Origin of the sequence: Streptomyces sp. NPDC127190, assembly GCF_042672505.1 — a bacterium.
Taxonomy (GTDB): Bacteria; Actinomycetota; Actinomycetes; order Streptomycetales; family Streptomycetaceae; genus Streptomyces.
In genome coordinates this window covers 35935-60716 of record NZ_JBHXVE010000038.1, presented here as the reverse complement: position 1 = coordinate 60716, position 24782 = coordinate 35935, and the positions used below count along the sequence as shown (strand labels likewise).

The window sequence follows — 24782 nt, the reverse complement described above, 5'->3', positions numbered from 1 at the left end:
TTGGCGTGAGCCGCTCACGTTGGGCGGTCCGCCGTCCGGGCGAGCTCCACGATCTCGTCGACGGGCCTTCCGGTGTGCAGGGCGAGGGTCTGCGCAATGAGGTCGGTGCGGTCGGGCCAGGGCATGTTCCCATGCGCGTTGTACAGCGCGACCAGGCCGTGCAGGGCGGTCCAGAGCAGCAGGCCGGCGTGCCACTCCTACTCGGGGCCGCGACGGTCCTGGTGTTCCGGCTGGTCCTGCCGGGCGCCGGCCAGGGAAGCGACGACGGATCCGAGGAGTTCCTCTCCCGCGCCGTGTGCGTTCGTGGGCACCAGCTCGGCGGGCAGCCCACCGCCGAAGAGCGTGCGGTACTGCCCAGGGTGATCGACTCCCCAGTGCACGTAGTCGGCGCACCGGGCGACCAGGTCGCCCAGGGGCCCCTCGGCGCCGTCCGCGGCCGTGCGCATGACCGCCGCGAGTTCGTCGTAGCGCAGCCGCAGCACGTGTTGGACGAGCGCGCCGGCAGCTGCTGGCCTGGCTCAAAGCCGCCGGGGATAGCTCAGAGCCAGGAACCCTGCCAAAACAACGCGGCCGTCCGTCCCGTCGGACCTCGGCGGGGTCATAGCGAACACAGGCACGCGGAAGGTCCCAGACGGTCCTCCTGCCACGGGAGCGGGTGGAGGTGGCGGAGACGGAGCTGGGCATGGAGCTGTGGGCCCGTCTCCAGCCGTTCCAGGGCCGCTGCGACCAGGCCGTGGCTGTGGGCGACGCGGACGGGCTCGCCGGGCTCTGTGGCGGCAAGCACGGCCGGTGGGGGCGGATCTGTGTGCTGCCCGACGGGCACGAGACCTCGATGGAGGAGCCGCACTGGGGCCGCAACAGCGAGGGCCGGCCGATCGCGTGGGTGGGCAGCGCGCCTGACGACTGGGGAGCAGTGGCGGTGAGACCGGCGACAGGACCTCGGGGCGCGCGGCCCGGGGTCCTTCGCTGTCCGGGGCCAGCGGCACCGGCCCCAGGCCCTACACGCACTGGGGTGCGATGCCCGGGGGTTCTGAGCTGCGGCATCGCACTGGTGTGCGTGTAGGCCCTGGGATCTTCGGGGTGCTCCCCCGGCGAACTACGCAGTGTGGGCGGGATCGGAGCGAGGGGTCCAGCGTCAGGTTCCCGTCGTCGGCGAAGGGCGCCGAGGTCCGGCCGGGCGCGGCTCGAAGGTCGCCCCGGCGGGCCTCGGGGGATCTTTCCGCGGGGGCGGCCCGGTCCGGGCAGCGGGTCAGGCCGCGTTGGCGGGAGCCGGCATCAGGGTGTGGGCGGTGCGGGTGATGAGGTCGGTGGCCTGGTCGATGTCGGTGTCGGTAGTGGTGCGACCGATGCTGAGCCGGAGGGTCGCGCGGGCTTGGTCGCGGGTGAGGCCGATCGCGGTGAGGACGTGAGAGGGTTCGCTGCTCCCGGTGTTGCAGGCCGAGCCGGTGGAGGCGGCGATGCCGGGGATGCGGTCGAGGAGGTCGGTGGCCTCGATGCCGGGAAGGGTGAGGCTGAGGTTCCCGGGCAGTCGCCGGTGTGGGTGACCGTTGACGATTGCGCCGGGGATTGCGGCCAGGAGGCGGTCTTGGAGGCGGTCGCGCAGGGCCCGGGTGCGGGTCGGGGGCGGGACGGCGTCGGTGGTGATGAGGTGGGCGGCGGCGCCGAAGCCGACGATCGCGGGGACGTTGGGGGTGCCGGCCCGCAGGCCGCGTTCTTGTCCGCCGCCGGTCTGCTGGGCGGTGATGCGGGTGCCGCCGCGGATATAGAGGGCGCCGATGCCCTTGGGGCCGTGGAGTTTGTGAGCGGACAGGGAGGCGAGGTCGACGCCGATTTCGGCGACGTCGAGGAGTCCGCAGCCGGCGCTCTGGGCGGCGTCGGTGTGCAGGACGATGCCGCGCGGGGTGGTGATCTCGGAGATGGCCGCGAGCCGTTGCAGGGTGCCGATCTCGTTGTTGGCGTGTATTACCGAGACCAGCACGGTGTGCGGGGTGAGGACGGCGGCGATGTCGGCGGGGTGGACGCGGCCGTGCCGGTCGACGCCGACGCGGGTGAGGGTGTAGCCGTGATGGTCGACCAGGCGCTGGCAGGCGGCGAGGACAGCCTTGTGCTCGATCGCGGTGGTGACGATGTGCCCGCCGTGTGTGCGGGCGGCCAGGGCGGCTCCGACGATCGCGAGGTGGTTGGCCTCGGTGGCGCCGGAGGTGAAGACGATCTCCAGCTCGTTCTTGGCGCCGACCAGGTCGGCGACCTGCTGGCGGGCGGTGCGGATCGCCCTCGCGGCGGTGCGTCCGCAGGTGTGCGGGCTGGAGGGGTTGCCGTACTCGCTGGTGAAGAACGGCAGCATCGCCTCCAGGACGCGCTCGTCGAGCGGGGTGGTGGCCTGGTGGTCGAGGTAGATCGGTGGGGTGTTCATGCGGCCCGCTCCTCGTGTCGGGCGGCGGCCGGTGCCGTCGCGGCGTACTTGCGTTCGCCGTCGACCAGGTCCCAGTAGATGGTGCGGGGTTCGTCGAAGACGGAGAACGCGGTGGCCAGGCAGTGCCAGTTCCGGTTCGGCTGGGCCGCGGCGAGGAAGAAGGCGTCCTCGAACAGCCGGCGGGCGCGTTTGGCCAGGGCCTCGCGGGTCGGCTGCGGGGAGAACAGGTGCAGGAATCCGCGCTCACGCAGCCATGCCTCGGCGTGCTCGGCGCCGGCGGTGCCGTCCAGGTGGCCGCCGTCGGTGAGGGTCTGGGTGGCCAGCCGCTCAAGCCGGCGGTGCCGTCGGGCGTCCTCGCCGCCGGGGCAGCGGTCGCCGGTGATGTTCCATTCGTTCCAGCGGGGCGGCTGGTAGTGGTCCCAGTCGATGTCGTCGAGGTGGGCGGTGACCTGCGGCGGGATCTGTCCGCGGGTCAGGTCCGCGACGTCGTAGCCGGGCCCGAGGGCCTCCAGGGTGAGCGAGCCCGGCCGCCTGGGGCCGGGCCGGTCCATGCGGATCAGGACGGTGAGGCGGTTGGTGAAGCGGTTGGTGGGCTCGGCGAGGATCACGGCCCGTCCGTGGGCCAGGAGCCCGGCCGCGCGGGACGGGATCTCCTCGACGGGGAAGGTGTTGCCGCCGCGGTAGTACTGCTTCTTCTCCACTCCGCCGTCGGAGCGGATCATCAGTTTCGCGGTGCCGGTGGCGGCGGCCATGACGTGGGCGGAGGTGCGGAGGGCGGCCGCGCTGTGGCCCGGCTCGATGAGGCAGGCGTTGAGAACGGGCAGCTGCAGCGAGTGCAGCAGGGCCATGGTCTGCCACTTCGGCCAGCGCCGGTCATTGGCCGCGGCGGTCAGTTCGTCGGCGGTGAGTGCGTGTAACGGGCGGGGCAGGGGTATCGCCATCGCGCCGTTTCCCCTTCCCTTCGTCAGGCGGCGTCCGCGAGGTGCAGGTCGGCGGAGAGTTCGGCGAACGTGCGCTCTCGGTTCTCGGTGAAGGGGTGGTCGCGCCAGTCGAAGAAGTCGCCGATGCCGAGCTCGTCGGCGCAGACGCGGCGGACGAACTGGCGGGCGAAGCCGGCCGAGGGCCAGTAGTAGTGCTCGCCGGGCCGCGGGGAGAGGTAGAGGTAGGAGCCGTCCGCGGCGGCCGGGAGGGCCGCCATGGAGGTGAGCCGCAGGCCGGTGCCGCCGGTCTTCTGATAGGCGGCGGTGACCCGGTCTGGGTCGGGGACGGGGATCAGGTGCAGGTGGCAGTGGCTGCAGCAGGAGGCGCCCAGTTCACAGTCGCGCGGGCCGTGCTCGGCCAGGATCACCGGGCCGTAGCGGGCCTGGATCAGGGTGCGCATCTGTTCCGTCTCCGCCGCGACCCGGTCCAGGCCGGCCTCGGTGACGTCGGCGGCGGCGTCCAGGTGCTCCAGCGGCATGAACAGGCAGTAGCCCGGGGCCAGGGCGCCGATGGTGGGCAGCAGCACCCAGCCGCTGGCGGTCTCGATGATGATCCGGGTCGTGCTCTCGCGTGCGGTGAACTCGGTGCAGAACTGGCAGTCCATCAGGGTCACCTCCGGATCGGGCCGACAGGGAACTCGTCGGCGTATCGGCTTTTCAGGTCGGCCTCGCGGCCGTAGAAGGGGTGGGACGCGACGTCGCCGCTGCGGGGCCCGTTCAGGGCGAAAACGAGCAGGCGGGCCAGCGGCATGCCGTGGTGCAGCCGCAGGACGGCGGGGCCGGTGTTCACGAGCTCCAGCGTCAGGTGCCCGTTCCAGCCGGGCAAGACGAACGGGCTGGTGACGTGGATGGCCAGGCCGACGCGGGCCAGGTGACTCAACCCGCCGATCATGCCGATCAGCCCGGCCCCGAGCCGCAGCGGCTCGTCCACCGCCCCCAGCAGCATCTCGCCGGGCATCAGCTCGTGGGTCTTCCACTCAGTGACCGGCTCGCCGTAGAGGTCGTCGATGCTGGACTGGTCGGCGAGGTCGACCACCAGTGTGCCGGGTGCCGTGAGCGGCTGCAGCGGCGAGCCGAGCGTCAGCAGCAGACCGTCGCCGCGGAGTTTTCCGGGCCATTCCATGGCGCCCTGACTGATCAGCCAGGTGATCGACTCGGCTGAGAGCATAGCTCACCCCGGGGATGTAGGCAGTGCTGTGGGCGTCGCCTTTCGAATCGAAGGCGGCTGCTGAAATGTTCCCCGGGATAGTCCGCGATATCCATATGTCCGATAGGACATTTAAAGGTTTTCTCGGGGTGAAATGCGGAGAAGTTCAGTCCTGCTGGCCGTGCGGACAGTGCAAGCTGGTTGAGGTCACGTCAGGGAGGGGGCGGGGTGGTGCCGTCGTTGCCGTCCGGGCCGTTGAAGGTGCCGGGCCCGGAGGGGTTCCGTGGCGATCTGCTGGCCTGTTCCCCTCACTTGCTGGATCTGACCTGGGACCAGATGAGGACGCTGATCGTCGTCCGTGAGGCGGGGACCGCGCTGGCCGCGGCGAAGGTCCTCGGGCGTGAGCAGTCCAGCGTGCAGAAACAGCTCGACATCCTCAACCGCAACTTCCAGGCCCTCACGGGTGAGTTGCTGGTGGTCAAGCAGGGACGGGGCCGGGACTTCCTGTTCACCCCGACGGGGCTGGAGGTCGTCGAGCGGGCCCGGGCCACCTTCGCCGACTGGCTGCAGGGCATCGCCGACTCCCGCCGCCGGCTCGGCTCGACGCTGACCGTGGGGACGACCGAGTTCACCCTCGGCTTCCTGGGCCGGGTGTGGGAGCGTGTCGCCCCGCAGCTGCTGGAGCGAGAGGTCGAGCTGAAGGTCGTGCATGTGCGGACCCGCGACTTCTGGAAACGACTGGACTCCAACCAGGTCGACCTGTTGTGCGGCGGGCTTGCGGCCGAGGCCGCCGCCGAGCGGGTCGCCCCCGAGTACGACTTCCTCGAATGGCATCGCGAGGGCCTGGCCCTGCTGACGAACCTGCCGGTGCGCGAGCTCGCCGCCAGGACCGTCGGCGTCGACCGGCTGCGGACGCTGCCGCTGGTCATCCCCTCCCGCGGGGTGATAACCGACTTCGTCGAGCGCTGGTATGGGCCGGACTTCCGCTCGCAGTTGCAGATCGCCGCCGAGATCGACGACATCTATTACGGACTCGCCCTGCTGCGGTCCCGCATGACCTATGGGTGCATGCTGTGTGCCCGCTCGATCGGCGAGGCCGCCGTCGACGGGCGCCTGCCCACCAGCGAAGACTTCCGGCTCATCGACTTCGCCGACGACTTCGACCCCATGCTCCAGCTGATCTCCGGTGTCTTCGCCCGAAAAGGCGAACGCGAGACGTATGACGCCTCCCACCCGCTGAACATCCTGTGGGACGCCTTCCGTGACGAGGCCGCCTCCGGCAGGCCCCTGCCCCTGTGACCTTAAGGACCTCTCGTGCTGCTGGCCTCGGTCAACCTCAACAAGCGTCTCGGCGCCGCCGGCGCCCGCTCGAACTTCGCCGCCTGGCTGCGTGAGCACGGCGTCAAGGCCGTGCTCGCCCAGGAGCCGTTCAAGCCCGCTGACCGGACGCCGCCCGCACTCGGCGGCTTCACCTTCGCCAGCGGCGACGGACGCCTGGCCGCCTGGACCAGTGAAGACCTCGCCCCGCCCGCCGTGTCCTCACCCAGGCCGTGGGTTCAGCGGATCGAGCTGGAGTGGCTTGTCGTCCTTCAGGTGCATCTCGACGCCAATGCCGGCGCCGCCCGGGCCGCCCAGCTGGCCGAACTCGCCGCGATGGCCGCCGCCGAGGACGGCCGCCCGTTGCTTATCTGCGGGGACTTCAACCTCGCCCCCCGCCCCGAGGACGGCCTGTTCGGCGAGGAGACCAGCACCTTCACCACCGACGCCGAACGGCAGGCGCTCAGGCAGCTGATGCAGGGGGCGGGTCTGGTCGACACCACCGCCGAGACGGCGCCCGCCTTCACCCTCGAGCGCATCTTCTCCGGCAAGCCCAGCCGCTTCCGCTGCGACCTCGCCCTGCTCAGCGACCACCTGACCGCGACGACCACCGTCACCCCGGACGCGACGGTGCGAAGTGGCCCGAAGGCGTTCACCGACCACTCCGCGCTGCTGATCGACCTGCCCGTCACCGGCCAGGCGGCCGAGCCGGACAACGTGCTCTTCGCGCTGAGCGAGCTCACCGGCCAGACCTCCGTCGCCCCGGCCCCCAGGGAGTATCAGCCCCATAAGACCGCGATGAGCCGCCAGGCCCCCTCTCCGGCCTCCCGGGCCGTGACCGAGCACCTGACGGGCCTCCTCGGCGTCCGGAGTGTCCTGGACCACGGCTGCGGACGCGGTGCCGATGTCGCCCATTACCGCTCGGCGGGTCTGGATGCCGAAGGGTTCGACCCTCACGACGACTTCGGCTGGCCCCGCCCCGAGCGGACCGGTTTCGACCTGGTCACCTCGATGTTCGTCCTCAACGTGCTGCCCGACCCCTGGCAGCGGATCCAGGCCCTCAAAGACGCGGCGTCCTTCGCCCGCCCCGGCGGCCACCTCGTCGTGGTCACCCGCTCGCCAGAGGAGATCGCCAAGGCCGCCGCGGACGGCGGCTGGACCGCTCACCACGACGGCTTCTGGTCCAGCCAGAGCAAGGGGACCTTCCAGCGCGGCATCGACCCGGGCGAGATCACCGCCCTCGCCCGCCGGGCCGGCCTCGCCCCCGCCGCCGGTGCCCCCGTGCTGCCGCTGGCCGGGGTCTGTCATGCCGTCCTGGCCAAGGCTCGAACGTGAAAGTCGCGGACCACCAGGGTTCTCCAGCCGCCAGCTTCCTGGTGCACGAAGCCGCGTACCAACCAATGTCCCCAACCGCATACGGAGTTGTGCACGAAGTCGCGTACCGACTCGTCGCCGAGAACGGCCTGCGGTCAGCGGTTGCCCGTCCAGACGATCCGGTCGGCGAAGCCGCCCCGCTCACCGGCCTTGGCCTCACGGATCTTCTCCAGCTGATCCGCGTCGACCCCCAGGTCCGCGGCGAGCGCGCGCACGACCTCCAGCACGTCTGCGAGTTCCTCAGGCGCCGAGTCCTCGTCCGCCTCAAGGAACTCGGCGACTTCCTCGCCGAGCTTTTCCCGCAGCCGGCGGCGGTATTCCTCCCGGCCCGCGGTGTAGGTGACCGGCTCGGCACCGTCCTCCCGGATGATCTTCGGAATCCGGTCCCGCACCAACTTGCCGTGCCTGCTGTAGGGCTCCACCCGTGCTCTCCCGCACCTGTCTTCGTGAGGCGGTCGCCGGACGCCGCCCCTTCATGCCGCCGCAGCTTAGGGAAGTCGCCTCTCCACTCGCCATGCGAACCGCCAATCCCACCCGTTCGGAAGCGGCCCCGTGCCGCCGCGGCGGCTCGTCACCGTCGTCCCCGCGGAGGAATCGGGCGGCGGGTCGCGGTCGCCCGGCAGTTGGCGTCTCTTCAGGTCCCGGCCCGCCCCCGGTCGTGCCGCTGCGCCGCTACCGCTACCCCTCCGACACCAGCGCCCCCGAATGGGCCCTCCTGGAACGGTTCCTGCCCACCCCCGCCTGCCAGGCCCCGAAGGGTGGGGCCCCGGAGAAGTGGCCCCGCCGCAGCATCGTCGACGCCATCCGCTACAAATGGCTCCAGCAGCAGAAACAGCCGGCCATCTGGGCGCGGCTCCTGCCGAACAGCAGGAACGACTGACCACACTGGGCATCAAGCCCGCCGAGGAGGCGTCTGCTGCCCCGGCAGCCGCGCGCGACGAAGGGCCCGAGCAAGGCACAGCAGGCCTTCCAGCGAGGCCTGACAGCCCTCACACAGTGGGTCGAGCGAGAGGGTGCCGACCGGCCCCGTCCCGTGGAAGGCGGTGGAGACCTTGCCCGACGGCACCGAGACCAAGCTCGGCGTGTGGGTCATGAACCAGAAGACCCGCCGCGACAAACTCAGCGCCGAACACGGCGCTCGTGGTGCAGGGCCTTCCCGGCGTCGGCGTACGACTCGCCCGTGATCGCCCGGCGGCGGCGGATGGGTCCCTTGCGGGCGTGATGTGCGGGCACGGCAACTCCATGAGCATCTAGAGGATCTGAATGCGCTGGCGCGGAGCACCTTCTCCCAGCGGGTCAGCGAAGCCGACAACGCGGGCCTGCGCACGGCCCACCCCATAAGCGTTAAGGGCGCGCTGAACGTAGCAGCCCCGGCGTGCCTTGCTTCTGGAGAACGGCCGACCTGCACCTCCTTGGGTGACGGGATGCGTGTTCGCGGTCATCAGCGTGGCTGCCGTAGCTCGGGCGTGCGAGGCTCGTTGGCTGTGGCAGAGGTGTTCCCAGTGACGCTTGAAGTGGGATCACAGGCCCCCGTTCCCGTCGTGGCTGGCTTGGTCGCAGACCTCAACGTGGTTGCCCAGGGCGCGCTCGAAGTGGCGACCCATGTGGCGGAGACAGGAGCCGACGATCAAGCCCCCTTTGGCGGCGGTGTGCTGACGAGCCTGCACGATCGTGGCGTCCAGCGCGACCAGCCAGTCCACCTCCGCCTGACGCTGGGCCGCGGACAGGAGCTTGTCGAAAGTGCCATCCGATGAACTCCCCTCGTGAGCAAGTCCCTTGTGACACCCTGTTTGCACCTTGATGTGCCACACCCAGGGGGGCGGAATGAATCGAGCACGAGAATTAGTAGAGATCGGCCTGGTCTTCAGCGATCCGGACGGCGCGGAGACGACCGAACGCGAGATGGAGTCGTTGATCGAGGAACTCGACCAGCTCCCACCGCTCCACATGGAACATGCTCCGGCCCCGCCGGCGCCCCCTGGCACCCGGGCCGGTGACGTTACCGTCTACAGTTCCCTGGCCCTGGGCCTGGTTGGAGCACCCGCCGTCCGGGCGCTGATCCTGCTAGTCCAGGACTGGCTGGCCCGTCGTACCTCGGGCTCGGTCACCATCCGGATCGGCGACAGCGAGCTGGACCTGCAAGCTGGGTCGCCCGCCGAGCGCCGTCGGATCGTCGAAGCCTTCCTGGCACACCTCGCCTCCACCGGCCGCGAGGAGGACTCCGATGGCTAAGCGGGCCCTGGTGCTGGCCGCCGAGACATATGACGACTCCCGGTTTGCGGCTCTGCCCGGCGCGGCCTATGACGCCGAGCGACTGCGCGAGGTCCTCGGCGACCCGGCGATCGGCGACTTCGAGGTGAGCGTACTGTCCGGCGCATCGACGCTGGAATGGAAGATCGCGATCGAGCAGTTTTTCAGCTCCGCCACCAGCGACGACACCTTGTTGTTGCACCTGTCCTGCCACGGGCGCAAGAACCGCCGCAATCAACTGCACTTCATTACCAAGGACAGCAATCTCGACGCGCTGGCCGCCACCTCGGTCGAAGCGGACTTCATCGCCGCCCGTATGGAAGAGAGCCGCAGTCGCCGCATCATCCTGCTGCTTGACTGCTGTTACAGCGGAGCGTTCAACAGGGGAATGCGTCCTCGCGGTGAACAGGAGGAGGTCGAACTCACAGGGACCTTCGAGGGCAGCGGCCGGATCGTCATCACCTCCTCCACCGCCCTCCAGTACAGCTACGAGAGCGCACTCGAGGACGACCTTGCCAGCAGAGAAGAAGGCAAGGCATCGGTGTTCACCTCCGCAGTCGTGCGCGGTCTGCAGACCGGCGAGGCCGACCTCAACGGGGACGGCTTCATCAGTGCCGACGAGCTGTACCAGTTCATCAGCCACTGGGTACCCAAACAGATGCCGGACCAGACTCCAACGCTGAGCGTCACCTCGGCCGAGGGGGGGAGCCTCGTGCTGGCCCGTAACCCGCATGCCGTCGCGTTGGCCCACCAGGCCCTGCGCGGCCCACTCGGCGGCGGCACAGAACCGTTCCCCATGCAAGCGTTGGCGCTTTCCGAGGCCGGGCTCCTAGTGCAGCAGGCGGAGGGCAAAGCAGCTGAGCTGAGCGAGCAGCTTCAGACGGCGACAATTCAAGCGGCCCGGAACGCCGGTCCCCGGGCTCGGACCGCCCGGGCACTGGTGCGGATGCTGAGCCTGCTGTTCGGGCTTCTCGGAGGGGCGATCGGCATCTGGGTGGCCTCGTTCTGGGTCGCCGGCTTCACTCTGCCCAACGACGGTAGGAAGTTCCCAGCGCTGGCGATCTGCGTTGCTGTCCTCAACATGTCCTTCCTTGTCGTGGCTGCCGCGACGGCCAAGGTCATTGTTTTGGGGGAAAGGGCCGTGCGTGGACTGATCATGGAGGAGCTGTCCGGAGAGGAACGGACCAAGCGAAAGGTCCTCTGGAGCCTCCTGTTCGCCTGTGCTCTGGCACTTCCGTTCTTCGCCATCGCCGCCGAGCTGATCTGGCTGGCTCCTGCCACTCTCCGTCTCGGAGGATGGATCTCGCATCTGGCGGGATTCCCCGTGGGCATCCCGTCCGGCTGGGGCAGCACGCTGATCGTGCTGTTTGAGACCGTCGGGGGGTCCGTCGCCATGGCCGTGGTCCGTGAGCGTATGCCCGACGAGGAGGTCATCGAGGAGAGGGGCCCTGGCTACGTCAGACGAGTCAGGTACAAGAAGTTCGGTCCGTTCCGCTGGAAGGAGGAGTACAGGCAGGACGGTGGCTTCGACCTCTGGTGACCTCGCGCGCCGGTGGCCCACACCATGCAGTCGGCAGGTTGGGGGGACTGTCGACTGTACTGGACCGTGTTGTTCGTGCCGATGGCTTTCGGTTCTCGGCGGTGAGGTGGGGGGCGCGGCCCGTGTTGTGCCGGGCATCGTCTTCGACTTGGCCGGGGCGGCGGTCGACCTCGCTGCGGTCCGCCGGCGCATCGCCCGCGCCGCCGCTGCCCGGCGGCGCACGGACCGGTCCGGCCGCCGCGGAGATGGACTCTCGCTGGAGTCCCACTCCTTCACCCTGCTCAGCCGCCAGGCCCGGCACCTGTGCTACCTCTGAGCTGAGGACCAGGGCGCGGGCCTGGCCCCGGTTGGGGCTGTGGCCACAGGAGATGCAGGCGTGAATCGCTGAGCTCGGGGTGGACGGTACCGCGGTTGCCCGGGACTGCCACACGGCGGGCATCGCCCTGTCCGCGGTGGGCGTCGTCTCGGACGGGATGCGCGTCAAGCATCGCCTGCGGGGCGGTGAGAGCGCCTTCTCGGTCTTGGCCCGCGCCGCGAACTGCGGGCTCGCGGCGCAGCAGGCCGGTCAGCGGGTGGCGGCGGGGCGGCCCAGAGCGGCCGGTGCCGTGCCGCCACCCGGCAGTAGGCACTCGACGCGCTCCGGGGCCAGGTTCCGGCCTGTCCGCACTGCCGGCCGGACACCGCGCTCGGCCTCCTCGAATAGCCTCGCTCGGTCAGAGCGGTGCGCGGGCAGGGGGGTCAGCGCGGCGGGTCGGTGCTGACCGGGACGTTGGGGCAGGCGTCGGCGTAGTCGGTCAGGACCGCCTTCTCCCGGGCGTCGACGGACAGGTGGTAGCGCATCTTGATGTGCGTCCACTCCGTGATGTAGCGGCAGCGCGCCGGCTCATAGGGAGGCAGCCAGTCGGCCACGTCCTTGTCGGCTTTCTGCCGGTTGTACTTGGCGGTGACCGCGACCAGGTGCACCGGGTCCGCCAGGTCGTTGGCGTAGGCGACTCGCTCGGCCTTGGTCCAGGCGTAGGCACCGGAGTCCCATGCCTCCGCCAGCGGAACCAGGTGGTCGATGTCCAGACCACCGGTTTCGTAGGCGTCGTCGTAGTAGGAGTACCAGCGGCCGCCGGTCAGGGAGCAGCCCGGGCCGACGACCGGCGCTTCGACGGCCTCCTCGATGAGGACTTCCTTGCGGGTGTTGCAGCCGTCCTTGTCGGCGTCGATCCAGGTGCCGAACTCACGGAGACGGTCGTAGCCCTGGCGGTGCTCGTCCGCCACGGGCAGGGCCGCCACCGCGTCCCGAAGAGGAAGACCTTCCGCATGGAGGCGGCCACCCGACACCGCCGCGGATGCCGGCATCACCGCACTGAGCAACGCCGTGGCCACAGCAGCTACCAGGACCGCTTTCACCTTGTCTGCACGCACGCGAGTTCCTCTCGTGATCACGACACTCGTTGATCACGAGAAGTACCGGCCACCCCTGCCTGCACGGAAAGCTGCGGCCCCGGCGTCACCCGACTGGCGGACCAGGATTCACCGCAGAAACGATCACAGCCGGCTCCCTTCCGCGGGGTGTGGGCTTACTCGGTCGGGTGAAGGGCGCAGGGGTGGCGGAACCTTCCCATGCACTGGTGCGTCGTGCCGGGCATGAGACCGATCAGCGAAGTGCACGTGGCGGAGCCGGGGCTGGCTGTGGTGGAGGTCGCGGCCGCCGATGACGAGACCGTCTTCGCGGTCCAGGAACTGCTCGCCGGGCGGTGCGCGGTGGCGGTCGCGGACCGCACGACCCGGGAGCCCGGCCAGCCGGGCGTGCGGCTGCGCTGCTTCCTGGACCTGCGCCAGGAGCCCGACACGTAGCGGTCTGGACCGTGCCCCGGCTTTCGGCTCTCTCACGGCCACCGCGGTGTGCGCCGGGAACGGCGGGCGGAAGGGGTTGGCCGGCGGCGTGCTGATGATCGCGGTGGTGGTGGCAGCCGTGGCTCCGCCGTCTCTTCGCACCACCGCCCTGCTCGGCGCCGTACCACTCGCGCTGGCCACCGCGGCGATCGCCCTTTGGGGAGTGGAGACCCGATCCCGGTCCTTGGAGGAGATCTCCGAGGCGGCGCTGGAAGGGAACGCCTCCGCGTCCGCCTGAGCATGCCGGCGGGCACCGGCCCTTCGCGAGAGCGCCAGAGCCGGAACGGCGGGATCGTCAGAAGGAGTTCTCGGGCTGCTCGTGAGAGGGCTGTTTGCGCACGGTGCGCCAACGCGACCGCGTCTGCTCGACGATGCTGTCCCACTGGCGGCGGACTTCGTCCTGGGACGGGCGCAGGCCCTGCTGGATCCGGAGCAGTTCGTCGCGTACCTCCCGCCCCAGGGCCGCCGATACGACGAGGACGAGCATGGCGCCGAAGAGGACCGAGGCCATCCCGAAGACCGCTCCGGCAGCGCCGTAGCGCGAGGCGTAGGAATCGAACAGGCGCGGCAGATAGATGGTCGCGACCACCGAATAGGACGCCGTCAGTACGGCTGCCGAGACCGCGAACGGGAGCAGGGCCGCCCAGGTGAGCCGCTTCGCGGAAAGGAGCCGGCCGCTCAGGGTGAGGAAGGCCGTGGTCACCGGGATCTCGCAGACCGCAGCCGCCAGCCCCAGGCGCCCGCCACCGAGAGCCACATAGAGCCATCCGATCACCGCGGTGTAGAAGCTGAGCGCGCCGATCCACCACAGGCCGTTGCGCGTGTTGCGGACGCCGAGCGGCTTGAGTTCCCAGGTCTGCTCGAAGAGCCGCTGCACGGTCCGGGAGAAGCTCAGTACCGAGATCGCCAGGAACAGCGTGCCGAAGACACCGGCGCCCGCACTCGTGGATTCGGTGGAGAACACCGCCCGCACGGCCTCGGCACCGCCACCGGTGAGCCCGTAGCGGTTGATGATCCGGTCCGCGGACTCTCCGCCGAAGACGGAACCACTCAGCACCGCGATCGGGATCAGCGCGGTCAGCGCGCCGGAGGCCAATGCCATCGAGCGGTCGAAGCCCGCGATCTTCTGGAACCGGTTGATGACGCGCAGCACGAACGAAGGCCGTAGCCAGAAGGTCAGCGTTCTGATGAGGCGCTCGCGGTTGGTTCCCGCCGTCCTGCCCTCCGCCGGTCAAGGGTTTCAGCCCATCAAGGGTTATACGGGGCGAAGTGAGCCTAACGGATGTCCGTGCGCGAAGCGGTGGGCGACACGGTGCTCACCCGCCCAGCAGGGCTGACCGCGCTGTCGCCACCACGTGGCCGCGCGCGTCGTACGCCGTCATCGTCGTCGGCCCGTCGCCCGGCTCCGGTGGCGGGCGGCGCCAGGCGTAGGCGATGACGAAGCCCGGGGTTCCCGGCAGTGTCACCACCCGTGCCTCCTCCGCGGGCGGGCTTCCGCTCCGGCGGACGACGATGCGTGTGGGCCTGCCGGGGCCGACGCGGACGGGCATGAGGAACTCGTACGAGCGGTCGACTGAGAAGTCCAGGGACAGCGTTCCCCAGCGCTGGTGCCGGCCGGTGACGGAGTGGCACTCACGTTCGGAGCCGGGGCCGTGGTCCAGGCAGTACCGGTCCGGGGACAGGGCCACCCACACCCCGTGTCCGAGGGCAACGCGTCCGCCGGGGGCGACCACCAGGGGGCCGGTGAGGGAAGGCCGGGATGACGGTGAGGCGGTCGATCACCGGCCAGTCAGGGACGCCGGGGCCGTTCACTGCGCGGGTGAGGTCGTCGGCGCTGATGGTGTGCTGGGCGGCGGCGAGGATGATCCGGGGTTCGGGTGAGCCGAGCGCGTAGTGCTGGCCTTGGAGGTAGGTCGCAGGTACTCGACGGGGTCTTGGGCGTTGGAGGGCTGGACGCTGGCGGCTGCTTCCCACAGCGGTTTCATCAGGTCGGGATCGACTCCGCACTCGTCGCAGATGATCCTGACGTGCCTCCAGGAGACATCGCGCTGGCCGGAGAGCATGCGGGAGACGTAGGACTCGTGGACTCCCATCTGTTCGGCGAGCTCACGCTGCCAGCGGCCGGAGGCGTTGCGCATCAGGGTCAGGGCGCAGGCCAGGCGCTGGCCGGGACGGCGCAGGGTGGGAGTGCCGCCGGCGGCCGTGTTGTGGGCGGGCGCGGCCTACATGGGGCGTCGGCGGATGGTGAGTGCGCGGTCGACGGAAGGCGGGTCGTATTTCTTGCGCAGCCGGTCCTCGGTGCGCCGGGCGATGGGCGCGAGGTCGGCGAGCGGCTGTCCCTGGCCGCGCTGGCGGACGACGACGACTCCGATCCCCCCCGGACGATCAGGTCGCGGAGGCTGACGAGGTGCTGGAGCAGGTCGGTGTTGGGGGTGGCCGGCGTGTAGGCGCTCAGGAGCAGGGCCTCGGAGACGACGGTGCAGTCCTCGGCAATGTCGCGCAGGGCCTCGGTGCAACGGCTGGCGCGGGCGGGATCGGCCGAAGGTGCCGAGCGGGCCGGCCGGGGGGTGCTGTCAGCCATCTGGAGGCGGGAACGGGTGGACAAGGGGGACCTCTTCGGGGGTGCTGGGCGGGTATCTGTACCGGCCCGCCCGGCCGTAGCTGAGCATGTCGCGTACCCGGGTCTGTTGGCCGGGGCCTTTGGGCTGCCTTGTGGAGCGTCGGTGGGAGACGGCGGAGGGCATTTCGGGGGTGGAGGGGGTGAGGGTCGTGTCGGGTACGACGGCGGCTTGGGCTGTTGCTGCGGCGCAGCTGCTGCAGGCGTCGGTGAGTCGCCAGAGGCGTCCGCCGCATTCGCATGCGAGGAGGAGGCGGATGGGGCCGGTGCAGCCGCGGTGTCGGGGGTGCCGGCGGCAGCCGCGTTCGTGGCAGTGGCAGATGCGCAAGTGCGCGGGGAGCGCGCCGTCGACGCCGGCGTGGACTTCCGGCACGAGACCGAGCTGAGCGGGCTCGCGCAGGAGGCGGACGGCTTGACGGTCGAAGTCTGCGGGCCCGGCGGGGCCGCAGACAGTCTGCGGGCCGTACGTCGTCGCCGCCGATGGCATGCGCAGCGCCGTCCGCGACGCGATCGGGCTGCTCTTCCCCGGCCGCTGCGCCATCCGCTCCGTCGTCCTCGCGGACGTACGCCTCGCCGAGGAGCCCGAGAACCTGCTGACCGTCAACGCGGTCGGTGACGCCTTCGCCTTCCTCGCGCCCTTCGGCGACGGCTGCCACCGCGTGACCGCCTGGAACCGCGCCCATGACGTCCCCGACAGCGGGCCCCTCGACCTCGACGAGGTCAGGGAGGTCACCCGGCTCGCCCTCGGCCGCGACTACGGCATGCACGACGCCCGCTGGATGTCCCGCTTCCACAGCGACGAACGACAGGCCCCCGCCTACCGGGCGGGACGCGTCTTCCTCGCCGGGACGCCGCGCACGTCCACACCCCGGCCGGCGGTCAGGGCATGAATACCGGTCTGCAGGACGCGGCCAACCTGAGCTGGAAGCTGGCCGCCGTCGTCCAGGGCCACTCGGACGCGGCCCTCCTCGACAGCTACCAGGCCGAGCGCCACCGTGTCGGTGAGGCCGTGCTGCGCAGCAGCGGCGGCATCGTCCGCCTGGCGATGGCCAAGCGGCCGTGGGAACTGGCGCTGCGTGCCGCGCTCACCGCCTTCCTGGACACCGTGGGCCCGGCCCGGCGCAGGGCGGTCGGCCAGATCACCGGCATCGGCTACCGCTACGCCGCACCCCGCGGCGCCCACCGCCTCACCGGCACCCGTGTCCCGGACGTCGCCCTCAAGGGCGGCCGCCTCTACGAGGCCCTGCACGGCGGCAGGTTCGTGCTGATCACCCCCGAGGCCTGCAAGGGCCGGGGCGCCCGCAAGGACCGGCTGGCCGTCGAGCGTGGGGCGAGCGATCGGCGCACCACCGTCCTGGTCCGCCCCGACGGGTATGCGGCCTGGGCGGCGGATGCGGCGGACGCGGGGCGCATCGAGGAAGCGGTGGCCCGTTACGTGGGCTAGTGCCCGGCCTCCAGGGTCCCCGCCAGCAAATCCCGGAGCAGGTCGGCCAGTTGGCCGGCCTGTTCGTCGTTCATGGTGGACAGGGCCTCCCTCTGGACGGCGAGGCCCGCGCCGACCGCCTCGTCGATGACCGTCAGCCCCTTCTCGGTGAGCGTCACCTGGAGGGCCCGGCGGTCGTGCGGGTCGGGGGAGCGGCGCAGCAGGCCGGCGCGTTCCAGTTTGTCGAGGCGGCCGGTCATGCCGCCCGTGGTGAGCATCAGGGTCGCCGAGAGCTGGCGCGGCGAGAGGGTGTACGGCTCCCCGGAGCGGCGCAGGGTCGCCAGCACGTCGAACTCTCCGCGTGAGATGCCGTGCGGGGCGTACGCCTTCTCCATGCGGTCGCCCATGGTGCGGGAGAGGCGGTAGATCCGCCCGAAGACCTCCATCGCCCTGGTGTCGAGGTCCGGTCGCACCCCGGCCCACTGCTCGATGATCGCGTCGACGGCGTCCTTGCGCTGTGCACTCATGCCCCGAGTATCCGCGAGCACAGAGTCACTCGCAAGAAAGTAGCTTGACGGAAAGTTGCTTAGCGCTAAGCTAATCACTGCCAAGGCAAGTGACGCAGGCCCCTCTGCGCCCGCCGCCGAGCCGCATCCGATGCCGATTCCGATTCTGATTCCGAGAGGTCGACCGTGGAGAAACCGGACCGCATACCCGGCCAGTGGGCCCTGCCCGTCGCCGCCGCCGTCAACGGCGTCGGCACGGGCATGTACGTGCCCTTCACGCTGGTCTTCTTCCACTACGTCACCGGCCTCTCCTTCACCACCGTCGGGCTGGTGCTGACCGTGACCGGGCTCGTCGGCCTCGCCGCCCTGCCGCTGGCAGGAGCGGCCGTCGACCGGTTCGGCGCGCGGCCCGTGCAGCTCGCCCTGTACGGGGTGCGCGCCGCCGGCTTCGCCGTCTACCCCTTCGCCGGCTCCCTCGCCGCCTTCGCCGCGGTCGCGCTGGTCACCGCCGCAGCCGACCGCGCCTTCCCCGCCGTACAGTCCTCGCTGCTCGGCGAGGTGGCGCGGGGTGCCGCGCGGGACCGGCTGCAGGCCGCCACCCGGGCGCTGCAGAACGGCGGCTACGGCGCCGGTGCCCTGCTCGCCACCCTGGTCATCGCCTTCGCCGGACCCGCCGGCTACACCTGTGCGGCCTGGGGCAACGCCCTGTCCTTCGCCCTCGCCGCGCTGCTGCTGAAGCCGCTGCGGCCGTTGCCCTCCGCCGACGGCAGGGCCGTCCGGCGGGCCGGGGCCGGATACCGGCTCGTGCTCGCCGACCGGCCCTTCCTGGCCGTCACCGGCGCCAACTTCCTGAACGCGCTGAGCTATTCGGCCCTGTCCGTGCTCTTCCCGCTGTTCCTCGTTCAGTGGCTGCACGGGCCCGCGGCGCTCACCGGTGCCGCGTTCACGATCAACACGGTGCTGTGCGCGGCGGCCGGGGTGTACGTCGGCGGGCGGGTGCGCAGGGCCGGTGCACGGCGAACCCGGGCGGCGGCGCTGGGCGGCAGCCTGTTCGCGGTGGCCTTCCTCGGGCTGATCGCGCTGGGCACCCTGCGGCCACAGTCCGGGCCGGTGCTGGGCGGGGCCTTGGTCGCCGTGGTCGTCGTCTACACGCTCGGTGAGCTGATCCACAGTCCCGCCGCCGAGGTCCTCGCCGTGTCGGCGGCACCCGAGGCCGTGCGCGGCCGCTACCTGGCGGCGTACCAGATGTCCTGGTCGCTGGCGAAGGCAGCGGCGCCGTCACTGTTCACGGCATTGCTCGCGGTGGACGGCCGGGCGCCCTGGGCGGTCCTGATCCTCACCTCGGCGCTGGCGGCCGCCCTGCTGATCCGCACGGAACGCCGGCTGCCGGCCAACGCGGTACGGCCGGTCGTGGAGACCGTCGTACGCACAACCTCCCCGCTCGCTTCCCGTGACTGCGAAGAAGTCCCGGCCCTCACCTTGCGCCACCTTGAAGGAACCCGGTCATGAAACGGACCGCGACCGTCCTGCTCACCGCCCTCGCCCCCGTCTCCTGGGGCACCACCTACGCCGTCACCACCCAGTTCCTCCCGGCCGACCGTCCCCTGTTCACCGCCCTGGCGCGAGCCCTGCCCGCCGGCCTGCTCCTGCTGGCCCTCACCCGGGTGCTGCCGCGCGGTGCCTGGTGGTGGAAGACGGCCGTGCTCGGTGCGCTGAACATCGGTGCCTTCTTCCCCCTGCTGTTCCTGTCCGCCTACCGGCTGCCCGGCGGCATGGCGGCCGTCGTCGGCTCGGTCGGGCCGCTGTTCGTGGTCGGGCTGTCCGCGCTGCTGCTGGGGCAGCGGCCGACTGGACGGGCGCTGGCCGCCGCAGTCGTGGCGGCGTTCGGCGTCAGTCTCGTCGTACTGAAGGCGGCCGGAGCACTCGACGCGGTAGGCGTGCTGGCCGCCCTCGCCTCATCCGCATCGATGTCCACCGGCACGGTCCTGACCAAGAAGTGGCGGCGCCCCGACGGGGTGGGCCCGCTCGCCCTCACCGGGTGGCAGTTGACGGCCGGCGGGCTGCTCATCGCCCCGCTCGCCCTCCTCGCCGAGGGCGCCCCGCCCGCCCTGGACGCCCGCGCCCTCGGCGGCTACCTCTACCTCGCCCTCGCCAACACCGCCGTCGCCTACTGGCTCTGGTTCCGCGGCATCGGCCGCCTCACCGCCACCCAAGTCACCTTCCTCGGCCCACTCTCCCCACTCACCGCGGCCATAGCCGGCTGGACGACCCTCGGCCAGGCACTCACCCCAGTCCAACTCGCAGGCATGACACTGGCATTCGCGGCAACGGTGGCGGGACAGGCCACAAAGTCCACTCACCCACGACCATTCAGCTCTGCCGAAATCAACAGTCGAGAAGAATCGACGAACCCGACAGGTGCGTCACTGCAACGCTGAAGCCCCCCCTTCGCGAGGGTCACGCCGAGACGCACCGACCCGCCGGCCCCCGCCCGACACCATCACCACCGCGGAGCCGCCGCCGGAGAACGCTACGGCTGTCACGGCGGCCTGTGGTGTCCAGGTCCCGTCGGCTTTGCGGACGAGGGTCGTGTTGACCGGGACCCACTTGCCCGCTTCCTGGACGCGCTGCGGCATCGAGGAGTCGGAGCGGGTGAAGGTGCCGTCCGGGTTGGCTACCACCACAGTGCCGGTGTCGGTGAACTGATCGATGGTCACCGGCTTTCCGGTGGCCTTTGCCTGCGCGGAGGCGGCCTCGGTGGGATTGAGACGGCCAGTGGTGGATTGAGGATCACTGCTTGACGAAGCAGCCCCGGGCGAGGAGGCCGAAGGGCCGGATGCCGCCTGGGCGGGTGCCGTGCCGATGAGCGAGCCGGCAGCCAGGGCGACGGCGAGGAGACTCGCGGCCGGCCGTAGAACGAACGGCAGGGACCCATCTCTGGGTATGCGGGAGGCCAACATCGAAGTCGGGATCCTTCGCAGCTCATGCGGTTCCCCCCTGGGCCCCGCGCCAGTTCTGCATTCTCAGACGCGGATGCGTGCAGGAGCCATCTTCAGGCGGCCGATGAGCGTCCAACCCGGTCCAACCATGCCGCCGTCCACGCTCTGCTGGCGGCCGGCCACAGCCGCCGCGCGGTCCAACGCCAGCTCGGGATGACCTACCGCACGGTCAAGCTTCTCGCCGACGCCACCACCCCGAAAGGCCTCTTCCACAGCCAGTGGCATGGCCGCCCCTCCGTCCTCGACGAGTACAGACCCTACCTGGACGACCGCTGGAACCAGGGCTGCACCAACGCCTGGAGGGCATGGGAGGAGATCGTGCCACTCGGCTACAAGGGCAGCTACCAGCGAGTTCGCGCCTACTTCCGCACCAAACGTCTTTCGGCCGATCCGGGCGGACCCCGCCCTCGCCCCGCACCGTCGCCGGCTGGATCCTGCGCCACCCCGACTCCCTCTCCGAGGTCGATCGGCTCCGGCTCAAGGCCGTCATGGCTCACTGTCCCGAATTGGAAGCCCTCGCCGGACATGTCCGCTCCTTCGCCCAGATCCTCACCGAGCGACAGGGCCAACGGCTGCCCCAGTGGCTCCACGCAATCCGCCAGGACGACCTACCCGGTCTCCATACCCTCGCCGCCGGCATCGATCACGACCGGGCCGCGGTCATCGCCGGGCTCACGCTGCCCTGGAGCTCGGGCGTCGTGGAAGGGCACGTCAACCGCATCAAGATGCTCAAACGCCAGATGTTCGGCCGAGCCGGCTTCGCACTCCTGAGGAAACGAGTGCTCCTCGCTCCATGACGATGCAACACGTGAAACGCTTCCGGCATCGATCAACCGCACCACAGGAGCCGCGAATGTCCAGGACCGCCGACATCGATCTCGTGTTCGCACGTGCCGTCACCGTGGGCGCCGTGGTGCGATCTCTGGCCGGTGAGGGGTGGTCGCTGCAGGAACCGCTTGGTATCTCCTACGTGGTAAACAACGACGACCTGTTCGACTGGCAGTCGACTTCAACGGACCAGGCAGCTGAGGTCCTGACCCTGGTCGATTCACCGGCCAACATCGACCACCACGTCGGTGTCTGCATCTATCACTCATCTGCGGAAACCGGTGGCCAACTGCTTTTTCATGCTGGCCGATCGCGCTGTTCCTTCATCCCGACGATCGACCGGCGGAGCCTCTCCGGAGCACCAGCCCTCACGGACATGGCCTGGTATCTGAACGCACTGGTGCCGCCCCTGCTTGCCCTGGGGCTGGCCAGCTACGAAGCGAGAGACCTCGCTGACTGAGACTCGTTCGTCAGCAGCTCTCGGTCGACATCCGGACAGCACGCGCATACGGAAAAGCCCTCGCTGCCTACCAAGCCGGTGTCACTCACAGCCACGCGATCACGGAAATTGAGCCAGAGCCGGAGTAGGCTCTGGCGCTGATCTTGTGACGGCGGCGGTTCAAGTTCGCAGGAGGATGCGAGTGCGGAGGAGATCGAGTTTGGCTCGGCCGTACCCGGCGCGCTTGAGGAGCTTGACTCTTGTGACCTGGCCCTCCACCTGGCCAGAACTCCAGGTCGTCGAGAGGCCCGCAGTCACCGCGTCGAGGTCGTGCAGGAGTCCGTTGGCGAACTGGCTCAGGTGCGGCAGGGCATCCTGATCGATGCGCGCGATCCAGACGGGAAGGTCTACTCCGCGATGCTCGTGCATGAGGCCGGCGAAGCCGCGGACGTGCTCGATGGCGGCATCGAGTTCGGGGCAGGCCGCACGGATCTCCTTGATGCCGACGGCTTCGTCGGGGCGCAGGCGCTCGGGGTGGGTCATGATCCCGCGCAGGGCCCGACGGGGCTTGGGCAGTGCCGGCGGTGGAGGTGTGGTCACCATGCCCTCCCGCAGCAGGCGGACGTAGCGGCTGACCATCGTCCGTTCGCCGGGGTAGCCCTGGTCGCGGACTTCACGGAAAAGCTGTCGGGCGTTGTGGCAGCCCTCGGTAAAGCGCCGGTAGATGTAGGGCTTGTAGTCGTCCAGTTTGGACCAGCGCTGGGTGACCTTGACCAGCAGCTCGTCGACATTCTCCGCCCGTGCATAGCGGCGGACTGAGTAGTAGTCGAGGTCCAGGTCGCGACTGATACCGCGCAGGGAGCGGCCTGCTGCGTGAAGTTCCTTGACGGCGCGGTGCCGCTCGCGGATGGTCGCGACGATGCGACGGGGCCGGCCGTGGACGTCGAGGAGGCCGTCCGGCATCGGCGGTGGTTCCGGCTCATTGGAGGCAGCGGCGCCTTTACGAGCGGAGCGGAGACAGTTGTAGTGGGCGGCGACCGTCCTCTCGACGGCCTTCGCCAGGTTGTTCCACAGGTGCCACACGTCAGCAACCTGGACCGCCTGCGGGGCGGCCTGCTTGGCGGCCTCCGCGTAGGCCGTGGCGCGGTCCCGGCACACGATCTCCACCTCGGGATGTCCCGCGAGCCAGCGAGCCACCGGCTCGGCTTCCCGACCGGGTAGGACGTCGATCGGTCGGCGGACTTCAAGGTCCACCAGAATCGTGGCGTAGGTATGCCCCTTGAGCAAGGCGAATTCATCGATTCCCAGGACACGCACGGGGCCCGGTTCCTGGAGTGGCGCGGCCCGAAGGAGCCGCAGGAGGGTGTCCTTGGCCACCATCATGCCGAGTCGTCCGGCCAGTCTGGCTCCGGGCCTGCCGACCAGGACTTCGGCCATGCGACACAACTGGCCCCGCAGCACCGGGGTGTACCGGGCGTGCGGGCCAGTCAGCCCCGGTATCTGCTCCGCGAACGTCACCGCCGGGCAGTCGGCAGCCAGGCACTTGAAACGCCATATGAGCAGCACGATCACCACCGGAACACCGCCCAACGGAGCGTCCATCAGGCGCCGTTCGTACCGTCCGAGCACCCGTCTCGAATGCTCCTCGCAGTGCGGGCACCGCGCCGACGACGTACGCGAGCGCGTACGTAACACGACGCCTTCCACTGACCGCTGCACCGACTCAACCACGACGGCCGACAGATGCGGCAGGACCTGATGTAACCCATCTGAACTACACACCCGCACAAACGATCAACCAGGCGACCCGTCACAAGATCAGCGCCAGAGCCGATGAAAGTGCACCGGGCAGGGTGATCCACGAGCCCCTGGTCCAGGAGTACGGGGTCGCGATCAATTACCAGCGGGTGAAGCTCTATCTGCAGGAAGCCCGGCCCCGGATCGCGGAGGAACTGGGCATCGGCCCGGGTGAGCTGGCGGGCCTGCACCGGCGGTTCGAGGTCGTCCCCGGTGCTCAGGCCCAGGTCGACTGGGGAGAAGCGGGCAAGATCCTCGCCCATGTCGGCATCCCGGAGGTCTATTCCTTCCACATGACGCTGTCGTACTCGCGCGACCCGTTCTGCTGCTTCACCACACGTCAGGATCTGGCGACGTTCTCCGACTGCCACCGGGCCGCGTTCGCGCACTTCGGCGGGGTGCCGATGAGCATCGTCTATGACCGCACCAAGACGGTCGTGCGCCGGCACGTCGCCCCGGGTGAGGCGGTTCCGCTGCACCCGGAGGCAGTCGCCTTCCCCGGGCATTACGACTTCGACATCGACGTGCTGGCCGCCTACCGGCCTCAGGGCAAGGGCCGGGTCGAGCGGCAGATGAACATCGTCCGCGACCACGTCCTGGCCGGGCGGGCCTTCTCCTCCATCGAGGAACTCAACGCCGCCTTCGCCGCCTGGGTAGCGCTCCGGCGGAAGGTCCACGGCACCCACGGTGAGGTCATCGGACGCCGGGCCGTGCGCGACCACATGGCCCTGCGTCCGCTGCCAGCGCCCTGTACTACGCCCTGCACCTTGACTACTTCACGCCGTGGCCGTGGCTGTCGGGCTTCCTGGCCGCTCACGTCCTGCTGGTGCTGTTGCTGACCTACGGAACCGTGATCACGCAGGTCGCATTCCCCTTCACCGTGCTCAACCGTCGGGTCAAGAACGTCCTCGTGGGCGTGCTGGTCGCGGAGCACCTGGGCATCGCCACCCTACTCGCAATCCCGTTCCTGCCCCTCGCAATGGTGGTCTGCGACCTGGTGTTCCTGCCGACCGCTTTCCTGAACGCGCTCGGCATGCGGTGCGCCGCCCTGGTTCGCCGTCCGGTCCCCGGCGCCCCGTCCTCGGCAGCCGGCTGACCGGACAGCCTGGGCCCTGTTTCTCCATCTCCTTTCCCCCCACCCCTACCGCGGGGGGGGGGGGGGGCGGCGTGCCGGGGGTGCCCGCCCCGGGGCGCGCGGGGGCGGCCCCCGCCCCCGACGGCGTGCTCGGCTTCGACGACTACACGAACATCTCCGACCGCTTGCAGAC

28 protein-coding genes and 3 pseudogenes are annotated in these 24782 nt (G+C 70.2%); 17 read left to right on the top strand and 14 right to left on the bottom strand.

The annotated features are described in order from the left end of the window. Positions 1-197 precede the first annotated feature (197 nt). From ACFVIU_RS36030 to ACFVIU_RS36010, 5 genes are all read right to left on the bottom strand, one after another. Positions 198-482, bottom strand: coding sequence for a TetR-like C-terminal domain-containing protein (locus tag ACFVIU_RS36030; protein WP_385847780.1), 285 nt, complete (start codon positions 480-482; stop codon positions 198-200). A 767-nt stretch (positions 483-1249) separates the two neighbouring features. After that, positions 1250-2413 carry a cysteine desulfurase family protein gene (locus ACFVIU_RS36025; protein ID WP_385847779.1) on the bottom strand — a complete coding sequence of 388 codons (1164 nt, stop codon included), beginning with the start codon at positions 2411-2413 and terminating at the stop codon, positions 1250-1252. Next, the gene (locus tag ACFVIU_RS36020; protein ID WP_385847778.1) at positions 2410-3354 is read right to left on the bottom strand and encodes a hypothetical protein; all 945 of its coding nucleotides are present in this window, start codon (positions 3352-3354) and stop codon (positions 2410-2412) included. Before ACFVIU_RS36020 ends, ACFVIU_RS36025 begins: the two co-directional genes overlap by 4 nt. 23 nt (positions 3355-3377) lie before the next feature. After that, positions 3378-3998: a hypothetical protein gene (locus ACFVIU_RS36015; RefSeq protein ID WP_385847777.1), complete on the bottom strand. Its 621-nt coding sequence runs from the start codon at positions 3996-3998 to the stop codon at positions 3378-3380. Between the two features lie 5 nt (positions 3999-4003). Continuing rightward, entirely contained in the window at positions 4004-4561 is a 558-nt protein-coding gene (locus ACFVIU_RS36010; protein WP_385847776.1) for a hypothetical protein, read from the bottom strand. A gap of 234 nt (positions 4562-4795) precedes the next feature. Here ACFVIU_RS36010 and ACFVIU_RS36005 point away from each other — a divergent pair, with 234 nt between their 5' ends. Beyond that, on the top strand, positions 4796-5839 hold the full coding sequence (locus ACFVIU_RS36005; RefSeq protein ID WP_385847786.1) for a LysR family transcriptional regulator: 1044 nt from the start codon (positions 4796-4798) through the stop codon (positions 5837-5839). Positions 5840-5854: 15 nt separating this feature from the next. Continuing rightward, entirely contained in the window at positions 5855-7192 is a 1338-nt protein-coding gene (locus ACFVIU_RS36000; protein WP_385847775.1) for a methyltransferase domain-containing protein, read from the top strand. A 134-nt stretch (positions 7193-7326) separates the two neighbouring features. Here the strand turns inward: ACFVIU_RS36000 and ACFVIU_RS35995 are convergent, their stop codons facing one another. Next, complete coding sequence (locus ACFVIU_RS35995; RefSeq protein WP_385847774.1) at positions 7327-7653, bottom strand: nucleoside triphosphate pyrophosphohydrolase; 327 nt, start codon at positions 7651-7653, stop codon at positions 7327-7329. A 236-nt stretch (positions 7654-7889) separates the two neighbouring features. Between ACFVIU_RS35995 and ACFVIU_RS35990 the strand changes: the two genes are divergently transcribed. The 6 genes and pseudogenes from ACFVIU_RS35990 to ACFVIU_RS35965 all read left to right on the top strand — a co-directional run. Then, a complete protein-coding gene (locus ACFVIU_RS35990; protein ID WP_385847773.1) occupies positions 7890-8111 on the top strand; it encodes a transposase in 222 nt (73 codons plus the stop codon). 622 nt (positions 8112-8733) lie between these two features. Next, positions 8734-8985, top strand: a complete 252-nt coding sequence (locus ACFVIU_RS35985) for a hypothetical protein (protein WP_385847772.1) — start codon at positions 8734-8736, stop codon at positions 8983-8985. 70 nt (positions 8986-9055) lie between these two features. Beyond that, positions 9056-9463, top strand: a complete 408-nt coding sequence (locus ACFVIU_RS35980; protein ID WP_385847770.1) for a hypothetical protein — start codon at positions 9056-9058, stop codon at positions 9461-9463. Beyond that, entirely contained in the window at positions 9456-11021 is a 1566-nt protein-coding gene (locus tag ACFVIU_RS35975; RefSeq protein WP_385847769.1) for a caspase domain-containing protein, read from the top strand. Before ACFVIU_RS35980 ends, ACFVIU_RS35975 begins: the two co-directional genes overlap by 8 nt. A 148-nt stretch (positions 11022-11169) precedes the next feature. Next, a complete protein-coding gene (locus tag ACFVIU_RS35970; RefSeq protein WP_385847768.1) occupies positions 11170-11337 on the top strand; it encodes a hypothetical protein in 168 nt (55 codons plus the stop codon). 315 nt (positions 11338-11652) lie between these two features. After that, a pseudogene (locus tag ACFVIU_RS35965) lies at positions 11653-11724 on the top strand (DUF6233 domain-containing protein); the annotation flags it as partial. A 35-nt stretch (positions 11725-11759) separates the two neighbouring features. On the opposite strand, the gene ACFVIU_RS35960 reads toward ACFVIU_RS35965, so the two are convergent. Then, on the bottom strand, positions 11760-12434 hold the full coding sequence (locus ACFVIU_RS35960; protein ID WP_385847767.1) for an HNH endonuclease family protein: 675 nt from the start codon (positions 12432-12434) through the stop codon (positions 11760-11762). A 222-nt stretch (positions 12435-12656) separates the two neighbouring features. Here ACFVIU_RS35960 and ACFVIU_RS35955 point away from each other — a divergent pair, with 222 nt between their 5' ends. Both ACFVIU_RS35955 and ACFVIU_RS35950 read left to right on the top strand, forming a co-directional pair. Then, entirely contained in the window at positions 12657-12866 is a 210-nt protein-coding gene (locus ACFVIU_RS35955) for a DUF6207 family protein (protein ID WP_385847766.1), read from the top strand. Positions 12867-12954: 88 nt separating this feature from the next. Beyond that, positions 12955-13143 carry a hypothetical protein gene (locus tag ACFVIU_RS35950; RefSeq protein WP_385847765.1) on the top strand — a complete coding sequence of 63 codons (189 nt, stop codon included), beginning with the start codon at positions 12955-12957 and terminating at the stop codon, positions 13141-13143. 57 nt (positions 13144-13200) lie between these two features. On the opposite strand, the gene ACFVIU_RS35945 is transcribed toward ACFVIU_RS35950, so the two are convergent. From ACFVIU_RS35945 to ACFVIU_RS35935, 3 genes are all read right to left on the bottom strand, one after another. After that, positions 13201-14058 (bottom strand): hypothetical protein, encoded by an 858-nt coding sequence (locus ACFVIU_RS35945; protein ID WP_385847763.1) that lies wholly within the window; start codon positions 14056-14058, stop codon positions 13201-13203. Positions 14059-14221: 163 nt separating this feature from the next. Further along, positions 14222-14593 carry a hypothetical protein gene (locus tag ACFVIU_RS35940; RefSeq protein WP_385847762.1) on the bottom strand — a complete coding sequence of 124 codons (372 nt, stop codon included), beginning with the start codon at positions 14591-14593 and terminating at the stop codon, positions 14222-14224. Positions 14594-14713: 120 nt separating this feature from the next. Continuing rightward, positions 14714-15064, bottom strand: a complete 351-nt coding sequence (locus ACFVIU_RS35935) for a helix-turn-helix domain-containing protein (protein ID WP_385847785.1) — start codon at positions 15062-15064, stop codon at positions 14714-14716. A 744-nt stretch (positions 15065-15808) separates the two neighbouring features. Between ACFVIU_RS35935 and ACFVIU_RS35930 the strand changes: the two are divergent. Continuing rightward, positions 15809-16966 (top strand): annotated as a pseudogene (locus ACFVIU_RS35930) (FAD-dependent monooxygenase). Here the strand turns inward: ACFVIU_RS35930 and ACFVIU_RS35925 are convergent. Beyond that, positions 16963-17472: a MarR family winged helix-turn-helix transcriptional regulator gene (locus ACFVIU_RS35925; RefSeq protein ID WP_385847761.1), complete on the bottom strand. Its 510-nt coding sequence runs from the start codon at positions 17470-17472 to the stop codon at positions 16963-16965. The pseudogene ACFVIU_RS35930 and the gene ACFVIU_RS35925 sit on opposite strands and share 4 nt — an antisense overlap. Before the next feature lie 165 nt (positions 17473-17637). On the opposite strand from ACFVIU_RS35925, the gene ACFVIU_RS35920 reads away from it, so the two are divergent. Then, a complete protein-coding gene (locus ACFVIU_RS35920) occupies positions 17638-18960 on the top strand; it encodes an MFS transporter (protein ID WP_385847759.1) in 1323 nt (440 codons plus the stop codon). After that, on the top strand, positions 18957-19889 hold the full coding sequence (locus ACFVIU_RS35915) for an EamA family transporter (protein WP_385847758.1): 933 nt from the start codon (positions 18957-18959) through the stop codon (positions 19887-19889). Before ACFVIU_RS35920 ends, ACFVIU_RS35915 begins: the two co-directional genes overlap by 4 nt. Here ACFVIU_RS35915 and ACFVIU_RS35910 read toward each other — a convergent pair. Next, entirely contained in the window at positions 19875-20411 is a 537-nt protein-coding gene (locus ACFVIU_RS35910; RefSeq protein WP_385847757.1) for a hypothetical protein, read from the bottom strand. The two genes, ACFVIU_RS35915 and ACFVIU_RS35910, sit on opposite strands and share 15 nt — an antisense overlap. A gap of 63 nt (positions 20412-20474) precedes the next feature. Beyond that, on the bottom strand, positions 20475-20675 hold the full coding sequence (locus tag ACFVIU_RS35905; protein WP_385847755.1) for a hypothetical protein: 201 nt from the start codon (positions 20673-20675) through the stop codon (positions 20475-20477). A gap of 80 nt (positions 20676-20755) precedes the next feature. Between ACFVIU_RS35905 and ACFVIU_RS35900 the strand changes: the two genes are divergently transcribed. Then, a complete protein-coding gene (locus tag ACFVIU_RS35900) occupies positions 20756-21247 on the top strand; it encodes a transposase (RefSeq protein WP_385847753.1) in 492 nt (163 codons plus the stop codon). Between the two features lie 56 nt (positions 21248-21303). Then, positions 21304-21738 carry a hypothetical protein gene (locus ACFVIU_RS35895; protein WP_385847752.1) on the top strand — a complete coding sequence of 145 codons (435 nt, stop codon included), beginning with the start codon at positions 21304-21306 and terminating at the stop codon, positions 21736-21738. 159 nt (positions 21739-21897) lie between these two features. Here the strand turns inward: ACFVIU_RS35895 and ACFVIU_RS35890 are convergent, their stop codons facing one another. Next, positions 21898-23412, bottom strand: a complete 1515-nt coding sequence (locus ACFVIU_RS35890; RefSeq protein ID WP_385847783.1) for an ISL3 family transposase — start codon at positions 23410-23412, stop codon at positions 21898-21900. 149 nt (positions 23413-23561) lie between these two features. Here ACFVIU_RS35890 and istA point away from each other — a divergent pair. After that, a pseudogene (istA, locus tag ACFVIU_RS35885) lies at positions 23562-24260 on the top strand (IS21 family transposase); the annotation flags it as partial. 80 nt (positions 24261-24340) lie between these two features. Then, positions 24341-24610, top strand: a complete 270-nt coding sequence (locus ACFVIU_RS35880) for a hypothetical protein (RefSeq protein WP_385847750.1) — start codon at positions 24341-24343, stop codon at positions 24608-24610. The last annotated feature ends 172 nt before the right edge of the window (positions 24611-24782 follow it).